At 65.2% G+C, this 13,643-nt stretch carries 13 protein-coding genes; 4 read left to right on the top strand and 9 right to left on the bottom strand.

Annotation, left to right across the window (positions count from 1 at the left end; all coding sequences use genetic code 11):
• Positions 1–88: 88 nt before the first annotated feature.
• From B2515_RS16700 to B2515_RS16690, 3 genes are all read left to right on the top strand, one after another.
• Positions 89–1,981, top strand: a complete 1,893-nt coding sequence (locus B2515_RS16700; protein WP_293878262.1) for a flavin-containing monooxygenase — start codon at positions 89–91, stop codon at positions 1,979–1,981.
• Positions 1,978–2,469 carry a nuclear transport factor 2 family protein gene (locus tag B2515_RS16695; protein WP_293878260.1) on the top strand — a complete coding sequence of 164 codons (492 nt, stop codon included), beginning with the start codon at positions 1,978–1,980 and terminating at the stop codon, positions 2,467–2,469. Before B2515_RS16700 ends, B2515_RS16695 begins: the two co-directional genes overlap by 4 nt.
• 225 nt (positions 2,470–2,694) lie before the next feature.
• Positions 2,695–5,013: a TonB-dependent receptor gene (locus B2515_RS16690; RefSeq protein WP_293878259.1), complete on the top strand. Its 2,319-nt coding sequence runs from the start codon at positions 2,695–2,697 to the stop codon at positions 5,011–5,013.
• A gap of 420 nt (positions 5,014–5,433) precedes the next feature.
• On the opposite strand, the gene B2515_RS16685 is transcribed toward B2515_RS16690, so the two are convergent.
• The 9 genes from B2515_RS16685 to B2515_RS16645 form a co-directional block, all read right to left on the bottom strand.
• A complete protein-coding gene (locus B2515_RS16685; RefSeq protein WP_293878258.1) occupies positions 5,434–5,853 on the bottom strand; it encodes a nuclear transport factor 2 family protein in 420 nt (139 codons plus the stop codon).
• Between the two features lie 12 nt (positions 5,854–5,865).
• Positions 5,866–6,786, bottom strand: coding sequence for a catechol 2,3-dioxygenase (locus B2515_RS16680; RefSeq protein ID WP_293878257.1), 921 nt, complete (start codon positions 6,784–6,786; stop codon positions 5,866–5,868).
• Entirely contained in the window at positions 6,780–7,838 is a 1,059-nt protein-coding gene (gene dmpG, locus B2515_RS16675) for a 4-hydroxy-2-oxovalerate aldolase (protein ID WP_293878256.1), read from the bottom strand. The genes B2515_RS16680 and dmpG overlap by 7 nt, the downstream gene beginning before the upstream one ends.
• The gene (locus B2515_RS16670; RefSeq protein WP_293878254.1) at positions 7,835–8,785 is read right to left on the bottom strand and encodes an acetaldehyde dehydrogenase (acetylating); all 951 of its coding nucleotides are present in this window, start codon (positions 8,783–8,785) and stop codon (positions 7,835–7,837) included. The genes dmpG and B2515_RS16670 overlap by 4 nt, the downstream gene beginning before the upstream one ends.
• Positions 8,782–8,979 carry a tautomerase family protein gene (locus B2515_RS16665; RefSeq protein ID WP_293878253.1) on the bottom strand — a complete coding sequence of 66 codons (198 nt, stop codon included), beginning with the start codon at positions 8,977–8,979 and terminating at the stop codon, positions 8,782–8,784. The genes B2515_RS16670 and B2515_RS16665 overlap by 4 nt, the downstream gene beginning before the upstream one ends.
• A gap of 12 nt (positions 8,980–8,991) precedes the next feature.
• The gene (dmpH, locus tag B2515_RS16660) at positions 8,992–9,780 is read right to left on the bottom strand and encodes a 2-oxo-3-hexenedioate decarboxylase (protein ID WP_293878252.1); all 789 of its coding nucleotides are present in this window, start codon (positions 9,778–9,780) and stop codon (positions 8,992–8,994) included.
• Positions 9,777–10,517: a fumarylacetoacetate hydrolase family protein gene (locus B2515_RS16655; RefSeq protein WP_414711419.1), complete on the bottom strand. Its 741-nt coding sequence runs from the start codon at positions 10,515–10,517 to the stop codon at positions 9,777–9,779. Before B2515_RS16655 ends, dmpH begins: the two co-directional genes overlap by 4 nt.
• Before the next feature lie 89 nt (positions 10,518–10,606).
• Positions 10,607–12,025, bottom strand: coding sequence for a 2-hydroxymuconic semialdehyde dehydrogenase (locus B2515_RS16650; RefSeq protein ID WP_414711418.1), 1,419 nt, complete (start codon positions 12,023–12,025; stop codon positions 10,607–10,609).
• 38 nt (positions 12,026–12,063) lie between these two features.
• Positions 12,064–12,408, bottom strand: coding sequence for a 2Fe-2S iron-sulfur cluster-binding protein (locus B2515_RS16645; RefSeq protein WP_293878246.1), 345 nt, complete (start codon positions 12,406–12,408; stop codon positions 12,064–12,066).
• Positions 12,409–12,487: 79 nt separating this feature from the next.
• Here B2515_RS16645 and B2515_RS16640 point away from each other — a divergent pair, with 79 nt between their 5' ends.
• The gene (locus tag B2515_RS16640) at positions 12,488–13,633 is read left to right on the top strand and encodes an LLM class flavin-dependent oxidoreductase (protein WP_349676257.1); all 1,146 of its coding nucleotides are present in this window, start codon (positions 12,488–12,490) and stop codon (positions 13,631–13,633) included.
• The last annotated feature ends 10 nt before the right edge of the window (positions 13,634–13,643 follow it).

The following is a 13,643-nucleotide window of genomic DNA, read 5'->3' as shown; positions in this document are numbered from 1 at the left end:
AATGTCGCGGCTTGGCGATCCATGGCGCCGCGGACGCCTCTACGTTGATGACAAGCCCCGAGGGGACGGCTGTTTACAGGAAAAAGCGATGAGCAGAAACGACACCGCCACAGGCGCCGCGCCGAATGCGATCGATATGGAAGCCTTGCGCCGCAAGTATCAGGCCGAACGCGACAAACGCGTCCGCAGCGATCACGAAGCGCAATATACCGAGGTAACCGGCGCGTTTGCCCATTATTATGAGGTCGATCCGTATATCGACCGCGGCATTTCGCGCGAACCGCTGACCGACGACATCGAGGTCGCGATCATCGGGGGCGGTTTCAGCGGTATATTGTCGGCGGCGCGGCTGAGCCAGCAAGGGGTCGACGATTTCCGGATCATCGAGGCCGCGGGCGACTTCGGCGGTACGTGGTACTGGAACCGCTACCCTGGTGCGCAATGCGACATCGACAGTTACTCCTACCTGCCGCTTCTCGAGGAAATCGGATACATTCCGAAGGAGAAGTACAGCTACGCCGATGAAATCTTCGAACACTCCCGCCGCGTCGGCGAGGCGTTCGGACTCTACGAGCGCACCTGTTTCCAGACCCGCGTCCGCAGCCTCGACTGGGACGAGGAGGCTGCGCGATGGATCATCCGGACCGACCGCGGCGACGCGATGCGGGCGCGCTTCGTCATCACTGCGGTCGGCAGTGCGAGCCGCGCCAAACTGCCCGGCATCCCCGGCATCACGGATTTCAAGGGCGACAGTTTCCATACCAGTCGATGGGATTACGGCGTCACGGGCGGAGACCAGCGAGGCGGAATGAGCAAACTGGCCGACAAGCGCGTCGCGGTCATCGGCACGGGCGCGACGGGAGTCCAGTGCATCCCGTACCTGGCCCGCGATTGCGGCCATCTCTATGTGTTCCAGCGCACGCCGTCGTCGGTCGATGTCCGCGGCAACAAGCCGACCGACCCGCAATGGGCGGCATCGTTGCAGCCTGGCTGGCAAAAGCATCGGCGCGAGAATTTCGCCACCGTCGTGCAAGGCCTGCCTTTCGAGGAGGATCTGGTCGACGACAGCTGGACCGACATTTTTCGCAATCTGGCGGCAATGGGATCGACACCTGCCGACGACAATGCTGCGAACGGCGATACGGCGAATGGCGACTCGCACGATCCTGCCGCGATGATCGAACTGGCCGATTTCCGGAAAATGGAGCAGTTGCGGGCGCGGGTCGACGCGACCGTGTCGCGACCGCATATCGCGGCGGCGCTCAAGCCATGGTATCGGCTCTTCTGCAAGCGGCCGACGTTCAACGACGAATTCCTGCCGACCTTCAACCGTCGCAATGTGACGCTGGTCGACACCAGTTTCTGCAAAGGCGTCGAGCGGATCACCGAAACCGGCGTGGTCGCCAACGGGGTGGAGTATCCGGTCGATCTGATCGTCTTCGCCACCGGGTTCGAAATTACGATCACCGATTTCCGCAAGGGGATCGGGTTCGACATCAACGGCCGCGGCGGCACCTCGCTATACGATCATTGGGCCGGCGGGCTGAGCACGCTGCATGGCCATTCGACCCATGGCTTTCCCAACTGGTTCTACATCGGCATTTCGCAGAACGCGCTCAGCCCCAACATGACGCATATGTATGACGAGCAGGCGACGCACATCGCGTACATCGTGGCGGAGGCGAGGCGCCACGGGGCGGAGGTCGTGGAAGCGGATCCGGCCGCGGAGGCGAAATGGGTCGCACTTATCCGCAAGCTCGCGGTGGCGAACCACGACTTCCTGGAATCCTGCACGCCGGGATATTACAATAACGAAGGCGCGCCGCGCGGCGGCATCTTCGCCGAAACCTACGCCCCGGGCATCAACGCTTTCAACGCCAAGCTTGCCGAATGGCGCAGCGACGGCAGGCTTGCCGGGTTGCGGCTCAGCCGGAACGGCCAGCCGATCGACGGACGGGAACTCACGGGACGGGCAGCATGACCGTCGAGTCGCTTGAGGACATCGTGCGCCGTCTCGCGGACCGCGATGCCATCCGCCACGTCATCGCGTCCTATGCGGTGCACGTCGATAGCCGGAATTTCGCGGCCTGGCAGGATCTCTTCGCCGAGGACGGCGGTTACGGGCCGGCGGACAACCGCATTGCAAAGCCGTTGCTGGCAGTCGCGGGGGCGGCGTTCCTCGCGCCCTACCCCTCGTCCCACCACTTCCTGGGCGAATCGTTGATCGACGTAACCGGGGATACGGCGATCGCGCGCGTCGGTGGCATCTCGCACCATGTGTCCGCTGCCGCGCATCCCTCGCGCAGCAGCATCGTCGGCGGGTGGCTGATGCTGGAATTGCGGCGTGCATCGACTGGCTGGCTGATCGTCAGTGCGGAATCGGATACGGTCTGGACCGAAGGCGACGATTATTTCGCAACCGCTGCCGGCGTCTTCGAAGCCTTCAAGCGCGATCACTCCCTGGACTGACGGTCGCGCCGGGAGGAATCCCGTCACCGACCGACGTCAGCGGCCCGCTTCGAAAGGCAAGCCTGCAGTCAGACGCTGATTGGTCAACGATTGACGGGAACGGTCAAATCAATCGGTCGGCAACCCGCTACATTATCTCTCACAATAATAACCGACTTGGGGAGAGGGATGATGGCGAGAACTGACAGGCGGGGTAATGCGCTGTCGCGGATCGGGGCGCTTCCGATGCTGGCGATTGTCGTTACAGGCGCATATGCGCAAGTGGCGCGCGCGCAGACGGCGCCGCCGACGCGCGAGCCGACGCCATCGTCGCAACCGGAGCCGGATACCGCGGATATCATCGTCACCGCACAGAAGCGATCGGAGTCGATCAACCGCGTACCTCTGTCGATCACCGCCGTTTCGGGCGATGACCTTGCCGCCTTGGGTGTCAAGAACCCGGCCGATCTGACCCGCATCGTCTCCGGCTTTCAGGCGGTCGACAGCCAGATCGGATCGCCGATCTATTTCCTGCGCGGGGTCGGCTACGACGACATTTCCGTCGCCGCGCGCCCCAGCGTCACGCTCTATTCGGACGAGGCACCGATCCCCTATTCGGTGATGGCGATGGGTACGACGCTCGATCTCGAGCGGGTCGAGGTGCTCAAGGGTCCGCAGGGCCTGTTGTTCGGCAGCAACGCGACCGGCGGCGCGATCAATTTCGTCGCAGCCAAACCAACCGACACGACGGAATACGGGTTCGACGCCTCACTGGGCCGGTTCCTCCAGTACAATCTGGGGGGCTTTGTCAGCGGGCCGCTCGCGCCTGGCCTGAACGCACGGCTCGCGGTGTCGCACGACGGCGGTGACGGCTGGCAATATGACTATCTGTCGGGACGGCGAAACGGCGCGCTGGATCGCACGAGCGCACGGCTGACCTTCGATGCGCAGCCGACGGATCGGTTTACCCTGCGCCTGACGCTTAGCGGGACGCGGGACCGCTCGGAACCGCAGACGCCGCAATATGTCGGGCGACTGGCGACGATTCCCGGTCGCCCGGCCGTGCTCGCCTATCCGATCGCACCACGAAACAATCGCGCCACCGGCTTCGACGCTGCCGGCGTCGTGGGCAGGTCACGCCAGCGCGACAATTCGCAATGGCAGGCGACGTTGCGCGCTGACTATACGCTGACCGACGACGTGACACTGACCGCGCTGACCAGTTATGCGCGGAACAAGCAGGACTACGGGCTGGACGCCGACGGCATGCAGCTCTCGGTGCTGGACTTCACTGTCGATGGCCGCATCAAGTCGTTCACGCAGGAAGCGCGCCTCGACGGCTCCCTCGGCAGCAACGTCAAATGGATCGTCGGCGGCAACATCGAGCGCGATACGACGCGCGAGGTGGTTGCCGCCAACATCCCCGACGGCACGATCGCGCTGACCTTTACGGGTCCGCCGTTCAACCTTGGGCCGATCGACTACGTCCCGGTGCGAATGAACACCAGGTTCCGTTCCGAGGCCGCGTTCGCCAATATCGACTACACCACCGGCCCGTTCGCCCTCCATGCCGGCGCACGGTATACGCATACCCGAACAAAGGATGAGTCCTGCACGGTGCAGGGCGGCAATCTGAACTCGCCGAAGGGCATCTTCGCGGCGTTCGGCGTGCCTGCCTCGTTCGTCAATCCCGGCGACTGTCTGTCGCTGGATCTGCGGAGCAGCGGCTTCGTGCCGGCCCTGTTCCGCGGCTCGCTGGGCGAAAACAACGTGTCATGGCGCGTCGGCGCCGATTACAAACCCGATGCGCGGACGATGCTGTATGCCAGTGCAAGCCGCGGCTACAAGGCAGGTGCCTATTCGAGTATCGCCGCGACGTTCATCAATCAATACGTTCCGGCGGTACAGGAACGACTGACGGCTTACGAGGTCGGCATCAAGTCGGACATCGTGCCCGGGCTTTTGCACACCAATGCGGCCCTGTTCTACTATGATTACACCGACAAGCAGGTGCAGGGTACGACGATCGATCCGGTCTTCGGGGCATTGCAGGCGCTGGTGAACATCCCGAAGTCCCGCGTGCAGGGTGCAGAGCTCGAGGCGACGTTGCGCCCGGCGCGAGGCCTGACACTTGGCGCGATGGCAACCTATGTCGACAGCAAGGTGACGGGCAGCTTCCCCAACCCGACCCGCTTCGGCGTACAGACCGAACTTCGCGGTACGGGCTTCCCGCGGACCCCGCGGTGGCAAATCGGCGCCAACGCCGAGTATCGCACGGGCGTCGCGCCCGGGATCGATGGCTTCATCGGCGGCAATCTTACCTATCGCTCGACGTCCTACGGTGATTTCGTCAAGGACGATCGCCTCAGGATCGACGCCTACACGGTGATCGACGCGCAGCTCGGGATCGAAGCGCAGGACAAGAGCTGGACAGCACAGCTGTTCGCCCGGAATCTGTTCGATACCTATTACTGGACCAACCAGATATTCGCCCAGGAAACGCTGGTTCGCTATACCGGAACGCCCGCCACCTACGGCGTCCGTCTGTCGTTCCGGTTCAAATAGCCGGCGATCGCGATGACCGGTTTGCCGAGGCACGCCCGCGCGGCGTTGCCCGGCGGATCGGTCCGCGACGCGGTCCGCGCAGCGGTCGTGACGGACTGGATCGTCGAGGCGGACGACTGTCTGTCGAACTTCCGCAGACGCCGCCGTCCCCACACCGGCGATCACGCTATCGGCACAGGGAACGGCGCGAGGGGGCATCGCATACCCCCCTCCCCCGGCACCGGCACCGTCCGCCGCGCCCTGGCGTGGCTCAATAACGCGTCTGCTCGGGCGTCATGTCGTTCGGTGCATGGACAGCAATCGGCCGCACGCTGCCGCCGGTTGGTGAAGCCATACCTGCGGGCAAGCGCGCGTCCGTCATGTTTGCCGACGGCAACAGGGATGCTGGCCCGCTCCGGCCTGTACGGGGAACGAAACCGATCAGGCGGCGACCGGCGCGAACAGGACGTCGTTGTAGTGTGCGGTGTCGATATATTCCTTGATCCGTGCGATCTTCCCGTCCTTCATCGTGAACAGGAAACTGTAATCGGTTTCGAACACGCGACCGCTCTTCAACGGGCAGTGCCCCTTCGCCGTGACGTTGACGAGATCGCCCTCGGCCAGAACATCGTAGATTTCCATGGTAAACGGGCCAAGCGCCTTCTCCTTGGTCTTCTCCACCAAGGCGATGAAACTGGCCTTGTCATGACTGCCCGACGACGCGGTCGATGGCAGGACCCAGAACTCCAGATCCTCGTGCAGCATCGCGAGCGCCGTCTGGAAGTCACCGCCGATATGCTCGCGCAGCCATGCCAGCACGAAAGCCTTGTTCGCCTCCAGCCGCTCTTGATTGGTGCCCATTGTGTGTCTCCTTCAGGTCAGGACGGTCATGAAGCGCGGATTGACCTCACGCTGGTGATAGAAGACGGCCTTGCCGATCTCATCGGCGGTCCAGACGACCGGCGGGTGATCGGGATACGTGTAATTCCCGCCCGCGAACACCTCGTTGCGATTGCCCGAGGGATCGAAGAAGTAGATCGTTTCTCCGTGCGTCAGCCCGTGTCGGGTGGGTCCGATGTCAAGCGGGATGTCGTGGATGGAAATCAGGTCGGCCGCGCGGAGAACCGCTTCCCAACTCGGCAGGTGAAACGATGCATGGTGGAACCGTCCATCCTCGTCGTGACGGATGAACGCGACGTCGTGCGCCTTCATCGAGCAACTGAGGAAGGAGGCGATGGTCACATCGCCGTCCACCGCCTGTTCGGACCGCCAGAAGCCGAGCACCTCGGTGAACAGCCGGATCGTGGCGTCGATGTCGCGGCCGTAGAACAGGCAATGGTCCAGCCGCTGTGCCGCCATGCCACGCAGTCCCTCCGGCCAGGCATCGGGGTTGCGCGCGGTGACGCCCCATTTGCCGGGCTGTTCGCGCGTCGCATATAGCTCGAAGACATGGCCAGTGGGGGCGACGAAGCGCACCCGCTCGCCGGTGCCGGGCAGGTCGCCCGCCGGAATCCGCTCCACCGGGCAGCCCCATTTCGCCAGGTCGTCCGCCAACCGGTCGAGCGTGGCGGCATCGAGCACCTTGAACCCCATGAAGTCCGCACCGGCGCTGTCGGCCTCGCGCAGAATCACCGAATAGGCGTCCACCTCGGTCCAGCCCTTCAGATAAACGCGTCCCGCATCGTCGCGTCCGGTTTCGATCAGGCCCAACCGGTCGCGATAATGGATCAGCGCGGCATCGAGATCGAGCACGCGCAGCTGCACATGGCCGGGCCGCAGGACACCTTTCAACATAACGCCTCCTTCGCATTGGATGATGCCGCGCCCGCGCCGACGAGATCGAGCGCCACGTCGACGATCATGTCCTCCTGCCCGCCGACCATCTTGCGCCGGCCCAGTTCGACCAGGATCGTGCGCGTATCCAGCCCGTGATCGGCCGCTGCCTTCTCGGCATGGCGCAGGAAGCTGGAATAGACGCCGGCGTATCCCAGCGCGAGCGTCTCGCGGTCCACCCGCACGGGACGATCCTGCAGCGGCCGCACCAGATCCTCGGCTGCATCCATCAGCGCCATCACGTCACAGCCATGATTCCAGCCCTTGCGGTCGGCCGCGGCGACGAACACCTCCAGCGGCGCATTGCCGGCCCCCGCGCCCATGCCCGCCAGGCTGGCATCGATCCGCACCGCCCCCTCCTGTGCCGCGACGATCGAATTGGCGACGCCGAGCGACAGGTTGTGGTGCGCATGCATGCCGCGCTGCGTTTCGGGCTTCAGCACGCGGTCATACGCCTCGAACCGTGCGCGAACCCCGTCCATGTCCAGCGCACCGCCGGAGTCGGTCACGTAGATGCACTGCGCGCCATAGCTTTCCATCAGCAGCGCCTGCTGCGCCAGCGCATCCGGCTCGATCATGTGGCTCATCATCAGGAAGCCCGACACGTCCATCCCCAGATCACGGGCAATGCGGATATGCTGGCGAGAGACATCCGCCTCGGTGCAATGCGTCGCCACGCGAACCGAACGGACGCCCAGATCATAGGCTCGGCGCAGCTCCTCCACCGTGCCGACGCCCGGCAGGATCAGGGTGGTCAGCACGGCGCGCTCCAGCACCTCGGCCACCGCCTCGAGCCATTCCCAGTCGGTATGAGCGCCAAAGCCGTAGTTGAAGCTGGCTCCCGACAGGCCATCACCATGCGCCACCTCGATCGCATCGACGCCGGCGGCATCCAGCGCGCGGGCGATGCGGGCGACCTGATCGACGCCGTAATTGTGCCGGATGGCGTGCATCCCGTCGCGCAGCGTGACATCCTGGATGTAGAGTTTCTGCGTGTTGACGTCGAATCTCATGCCGCAACCCTCCGTTGCGCGACGATCCGGCTGGCCAGCAGTTCGCCGGTCGCCTTGGCCGCCGCCGTCATGATGTCGAGATTGCCGGAATAGCTGGGCAGGTAGTCGCCCGCGCCCTCGACCTCGAGATAGATCGAGGTCTTCACGCCGGTGAAACTGCCCTGACCGGGGATCTTGAGGCGGTTATTGTCGCCGAACCGCTCGAACTGCACCGCCTGCTTCAGCCGGTACCCCGGGACATAGGCCTGCACCCGCGCCACCATCGCTTCGACGGACGCGCGGATCGTCTCCTCGTCCGCGCCCTCGGACAGGGTGAACACCGTGTCGCGCATCATCATCGGCGGCTCGGCCGGGTTGAGGATGATGATCGCCTTGCCCTTCGTCGCGCCGCCGACCTTCTCGATCGCACCCGCCGTGGTGCGGGTGAACTCGTCGATATTGGCACGCGTCCCGGGGCCGGCCGAGCGGGACGAAACGGAGGCGACGATCTCGGCGTAATGCACCGTCGCCACCTGCGATACGGCGGCGACCATCGGGATCGTCGCCTGCCCCCCGCAGGTCACCATGTTGACGTTGCCCTGTTCGAGGTTGGCGTCGCCATTGACGGTCGGGATCGTATAGGGACCGATCGCAGCGGGGGTCAGGTCGACCACCTGTTTGCCGTCCGCACGTAGCACTGCGTCGTGTGCATGATGGGCATAGGCCGAGGTGGCGTCGAACACGATGCCGATATCCGGATAGACCGCCATCGCCTTCAGCCCGTCGATCCCCTCATGCGTGGTGGCGATGCCACGCTCGCGCGCCAGCTGCAGTCCTTCGGACGCCGCATCTATGCCGACGACGGCGATAAGCTCCATGTTCTGTGGATATTTGACCATCTTCATCATCAGGTCGGTACCGATATTGCCCGACCCGATGATTGCCGCCTTGATCCGTCGCTGCGTCATCGACCCCGCCCCTTCTGCTTTGCGGTCTGTCCGGCGATGCCGAAATTATGCGCGGGCAGGTCGGTAATCATGACGCGGACCGATTCCGGCGTCGCATCGACGGTCTGCTGGGACGCGATCGTCACCGCGGCGATGAAGGCGGCCTTCTGCGCTTCCGTGCGTCCTTCCAACATGAATACGTGCATGATCGGCATCGGCCGGTTCCTTCAGATGAAGTAGATGGTGATCGGGTCGAGCTGCTGGCACCGGATCGTGACGACATCGCCCGCGGCGACCGCGACCGCCTCGGTCGCGCCGCCGGTGAGGACCAGGGCACCGGCCGCGATCTCCTCACCCTGCACGGCCGCCAGATCGGCGAGCATGGCCAGGCTTGCGGCGGGATGTCCCAGCACCGCCGCCCCTGACGCGGTCGCCACGACCGCGCCGTTCTTTTCCATGACGATGCCCAGATCGGCGAGGTCCATGCCGGGCCGCATCGCCACGCCGGACCCGGTGGCGTAGCGCGCCGCGGAGGTATTGTCGGCGATCACGCTTTTCAGGTCGAACCGGAAATCGCGGTATCGGCTGTCGATGATTTCGGCGGCGACATGGACGGTCTCGATCGCGGCCAGCGCGGCGGCGATATGACAGCCCGGACCCTTCAGCGGCGCGCGCAGGCGGAACGCGATCTCCGCCTCGATCCGCGGATGGATCAGATCGGCCACGACGACGGTGCAATCCGCGCCGAGCGAGCCACGATCGGTCAGATAGCCCATCACCGGCTCGCTGACCCCCATCTGCTGCATCTTCGCAAAGGACGTGAGGCCCGCCTTCACGCCGACCATCCGGGCGCCGCGTGCCTGCTCTCGCGTGCGCAGCCGGCGCTGGATCGCATAGGCATCGGCCCAGCTCATGTCCGGCACGTCGTCGGTGATCTTGTCGATCGCGCGGCCGGTGAGCGCCGCGGTGTCGAGCCGTTCGGCCAGCGCGTCGATTACGGATGTCGCCAGCGTCATTGTGCGTCTCCGCCGTCGAAACAGATGGTGGCGGCGCCGATACCGCCCAGGGATACGCGAAAGGCATCGCCGGCCTGAACCGGGACCAGCCCCGACAACGCGCCCGACAGGATGATCTCGCCCGCGCGCAACGTGATGCCCAGCCGGCCCATCGTATTCGCCAGCCAGGCAACGGCGGCCAGCGGATCGTCCAGCGCCGCCGCACCCGCGCCGGTGCCGACGATGCGGCCGTTGCGTTCCAGCGTCATGCCGACCAGCCGCAGGTCGAGCTTGCGCGGATCGGCGATCGCGCCGCCGACCACGAACAGCCCGGACGAGGCATTGTCGGCGACGGTATCCTGGATCGCGATCCGCCAGTCCCGGATGCGGGAATCGACGATCTCCAGACACGGCGCGACATAGTCGGTCGCGGCCAGCACATCGGCGGGGGTCACGCCCGGGCCGGCCAGATCGCGCCGCAACAGGAACGCCAGTTCGCCCTCGATGCGCGGCGCGATTAGCCCCGCGATCGCCACCGCGGAGCGATCGGCGCGCACCATCGACGACAGCAGATGCCCGAAATCGGGCTGGCGGACGTTCAGCATGTCCTGAACCGGTTTCGAGGTGACACCGATCTTGCGGCCGATGACGGTCGCCTTCTCGTCCGCCAGTCGGCGCGCGATCAGGTCGAGCTGGATCGCATAGGCATCGTCGATCGTCATGTCGGGATGCGTGTCGGTGATCGGCGCGATCGACATACGGCGGGTGGTCGCGACGTGAAGCCGCTCGCCCCACGTGCGCACCTCCGCGGTGGCCAGCGTCACGGCCGGCGGGGTGTCGACGCCGCTCACAGCGCGATGCACACGTTGCGCAGCTCGGAATAGAATTCCAGGCTGTGAACGCCGCCCTCGCGACCAATCCCCGATTGCTTGGCGCCGCCGAACGCGGTGCGCAGGTCGCGCAGGAACCAGCTGTTGATCCAGCAGATCCCGACCTCGACCGCCGCCGCCATGCGGTGCGCGCGCGCCAGATCCCTGGTCCAGATCGACGCGCACAGGCCATAAGGCGTATCGTTGGCGCGCCCGACCACCTCGTCCTCCGCATCGAACGGCGCGATGTGGCAGCAGGGTCCGAAAATCTCCTCGCGGCAGATCGCCGACGTGTCGGGCAATCCGGTCCAGATCGTCGGTTCGATCCACGCGCCCTTCGCCAGCGCCGCATCCACCTCGGGAATGCCGCCGCCGGTCACCAGCGTGGCGCCGTCCGCCAGCGCCCTGGCATAATAGCCGAGCACCTTGTCACGGTGTCCGATCGAGATCAGCGGCCCCAGCATCGTCGCCGGATCGTCCGACCGCCCGATCACCAGCGCTTCGGCCGCCGCCTTCATACCCGCGACGAACCGGTCGAAGACGGGACGCTCGACATAGATGCGCTCGGTACCCAGGCACACCTGCCCGCAATTCTCGAACGCCGCGCGCGCCAGCGTCGCGACCGCGCGGTCGAGGTCGGCGTCGGCGAACACGATCGCGGGGTTCTTGCCGCCCAGTTCGAACGACACCGGGCGCACACCTTTCGCGGCGGCGGCCATGATCGCCTCGCCGGTGGCGGTTTCGCCGGTAAAGGTCACGCCATCGACGCCGGGATGCTGCGTCAGCCACTCTCCGGTCGATCCCGCGCCGAACCCCTGCACGACGTTGAATACGCCCGCGGGTATGCCCGCCGCGGCGATCACGTCCGCCAGCAGGGCGGTGGCTGTCGGGGTTTCCTCCGACGGCTTGACCACCACGGTGTTGCCGCATGCCAGCGCCGGGCCGACCTTCCACGTCGTCAGCAGCAACGGCAGGTTCCACGGACACACCACCGCGATCACGCCGCGCGGGGTGCGTAGGGTGTAGTTCATCGCCGGCGATCCGTCGGGCGCGGTCATCGCGAAGCTCTCGGTCGGCACGTTGCGCACCAGATCGGCGAAGATACGGAAATTGGCGGCGCCACGCGGCACGTCGACCCGCCGGGCGAAGGCCGCCGGCATGCCGTTGTCCGCGACCTCGGCGGCAACGAAATCGTCGATCCGCGCCATGATGCCGTCCGCCACCGCATGCAGCAGCCGCACCCGCTCGTCCTGCGGCAATGCCGCCCAGGCCGGCAGCGCATGCCGGGCCGCACGCACCGCGGCATCCACGTCCTCGCGCGTGGCCTCGTGAACATGCCCCAGCACGCGGCCGTCCTGCGGACTGATGTTGGGAAAGCGTCTGGCTCCACCCGCCATCGCGCCGTCGATGAAACTCTTGATGTCCGGAGCGTCGATCACCGTTCGCCCTCGCGCTCGATCGCGATCGCGATCGTCAGGTCGGAGCGTGGAAAGGTGCGACACGCCAGCGTGATGCCGCGGGCCTCCATGTCCGGCGTCAGGTGTCGTTTGCTCATAATGCCTTTCTCCACGATTCCGTCGATCACGCGCACCGCGCAGACGCCGCAGCCGCCGCCCCGGCATCCGATCGGCACATGTGCCGCCGGGCCCAGTACCGCGAGCAACGACTGATCGGCGGGACAGCGAAGAACGCCGCCGATCGCGACGGGCCGAATGCGAACCGACCAGACGGCACGGCCCGCGTCCGGCTCGATCGATGCGGTTCGTGCAGTCATCTCCATGGGATCGAGATGGTACGAAGCGAGCCGGCGCGGCAATCGACATCTCGCCATTGTCGTCATCGGTTAAGAAATTGACGCCATGCGTCGACAATATCGATTTGGTCAAATGTATCTAACCAACAATATCGTGTCGGCCCTATTCCAGATCGACACAGTATTCGTGGGAGGTGGTGCCATGAAGTTCGGCGTATTCGATCATGTGGATTATAGCGGGAAACGCATAGGCGACCATCTGGAGGCGCGCCTTCGCATGGCGGAAGCCTATGATCGCTGCGGAATTCACGGCTATCACGTCGCCGAACATCACGGAACGCCTCTGGGCTACGCGCCCTCCCCCGGCATTCTCCTGTCCGCGGTGGCCCAGCGCACCACGCGACTGAAGCTCGGCCCGCTCGTTTACCTGCTGCCCCTCTATGACCCGCTGCGGCTGACCGAAGAAATCGTCATGCTCGATCAGATGAGCGATGGCCGGTTCATGCTCGGCGTGGGCCGCGGCGTCTCGCCGATCGAACTCGATTTCTTCGGCGTCGACATCAAGGAGGCGCAGGCGAAGTACGATGAGGCGCTGACCTGCATCATGCAGGGACTGCACGAGGATCGGCTGACCTTTTCCGGCACCTATTTCAGCTATGACAATGTGCCGATGACGGGCAAGACGATACAGCAACCGCATCCGGAACTGTGGTACGGCGTGTTCAACCCGGACTCGACCATCTGGGCCGCCGCCAACGATGCGAACGTCGTCACGCTGGCACTGGGCGACGGGGTTCGCGCCATCACCGATCGCTACCGCGCCGAATGGGCGAAACTCGGCAAGCCAGCCGATCAGATCCCGTTGATGGGGGTCAGCCGGCACATCGTCGTCGCCGACACCGATCAGGAGGCGCGCGCGCTGGCGCGCACCGCCTATCGCCACTGGCACGACAGCTTTGCGAAATTGTGGAACGACGCCGGGCTGGACGTGCCGCTGGTCGGCACGATCTATCCGCGCGAATGGGACGATCTGGCAGCGATCGGCAATGGCTGCGCCGGATCGCCTGAAACCGTTCGCCGCTACGTCCAGGAAGAAGCGGAAAAGGGTGGCTTCAACTATCTCGTCTCGTGGTTCGCCTTCGGCAATCTCGGCGTGGCGGAGGTGACGAAATCGGTCGAACTGTTCAGCCGTCACGTCATGACCGCGTTCGACGACCGCGCCGCCGCCGCCGCATTGGCCTCCGCGCTGTAGGGGCCGGATC

It is taken from the genome of Sphingomonas sp. UBA978, assembly GCF_002292295.1.
Lineage (GTDB): Bacteria > Pseudomonadota > Alphaproteobacteria > Sphingomonadales > Sphingomonadaceae > Sphingomonas.
This window is presented reverse-complemented; position numbering and strand designations above follow the sequence as displayed.

Coding starts and splice junctions, on each gene's coding strand:
- B2515_RS16645 (WP_293878246.1), bottom strand. CDS start 12,408: ATGGAGATGACTGCACGAACCGCATCGATCGAGCCGGACGCGGGCCGT.
- B2515_RS16690 (WP_293878259.1), top strand. CDS start 2,695: ATGCTGGCGATTGTCGTTACAGGCGCATATGCGCAAGTGGCGCGCGCG.
- B2515_RS16655 (WP_414711419.1), bottom strand. CDS start 10,517: ATGTCGATCGCGCCGATCACCGACACGCATCCCGACATGACGATCGAC.
- B2515_RS16640 (WP_349676257.1), top strand. CDS start 12,488: ATGCGTCGACAATATCGATTTGGTCAAATGTATCTAACCAACAATATC.
- B2515_RS16650 (WP_414711418.1), bottom strand. CDS start 12,025: ATGGCGGGTGGAGCCAGACGCTTTCCCAACATCAGTCCGCAGGACGGC.
- B2515_RS16695 (WP_293878260.1), top strand. CDS start 1,978: ATGACCGTCGAGTCGCTTGAGGACATCGTGCGCCGTCTCGCGGACCGC.
- B2515_RS16670 (WP_293878254.1), bottom strand. CDS start 8,785: ATGACGCAGCGACGGATCAAGGCGGCAATCATCGGGTCGGGCAATATC.
- B2515_RS16665 (WP_293878253.1), bottom strand. CDS start 8,979: ATGCCGATCATGCACGTATTCATGTTGGAAGGACGCACGGAAGCGCAG.
- dmpG (WP_293878256.1), bottom strand. CDS start 7,838: ATGAGATTCGACGTCAACACGCAGAAACTCTACATCCAGGATGTCACG.
- B2515_RS16680 (WP_293878257.1), bottom strand. CDS start 6,786: ATGTTGAAAGGTGTCCTGCGGCCCGGCCATGTGCAGCTGCGCGTGCTC.
- B2515_RS16700 (WP_293878262.1), top strand. CDS start 89: ATGAGCAGAAACGACACCGCCACAGGCGCCGCGCCGAATGCGATCGAT.
- B2515_RS16685 (WP_293878258.1), bottom strand. CDS start 5,853: ATGGGCACCAATCAAGAGCGGCTGGAGGCGAACAAGGCTTTCGTGCTG.
- dmpH (WP_293878252.1), bottom strand. CDS start 9,780: ATGACGCTGGCGACATCCGTAATCGACGCGCTGGCCGAACGGCTCGAC.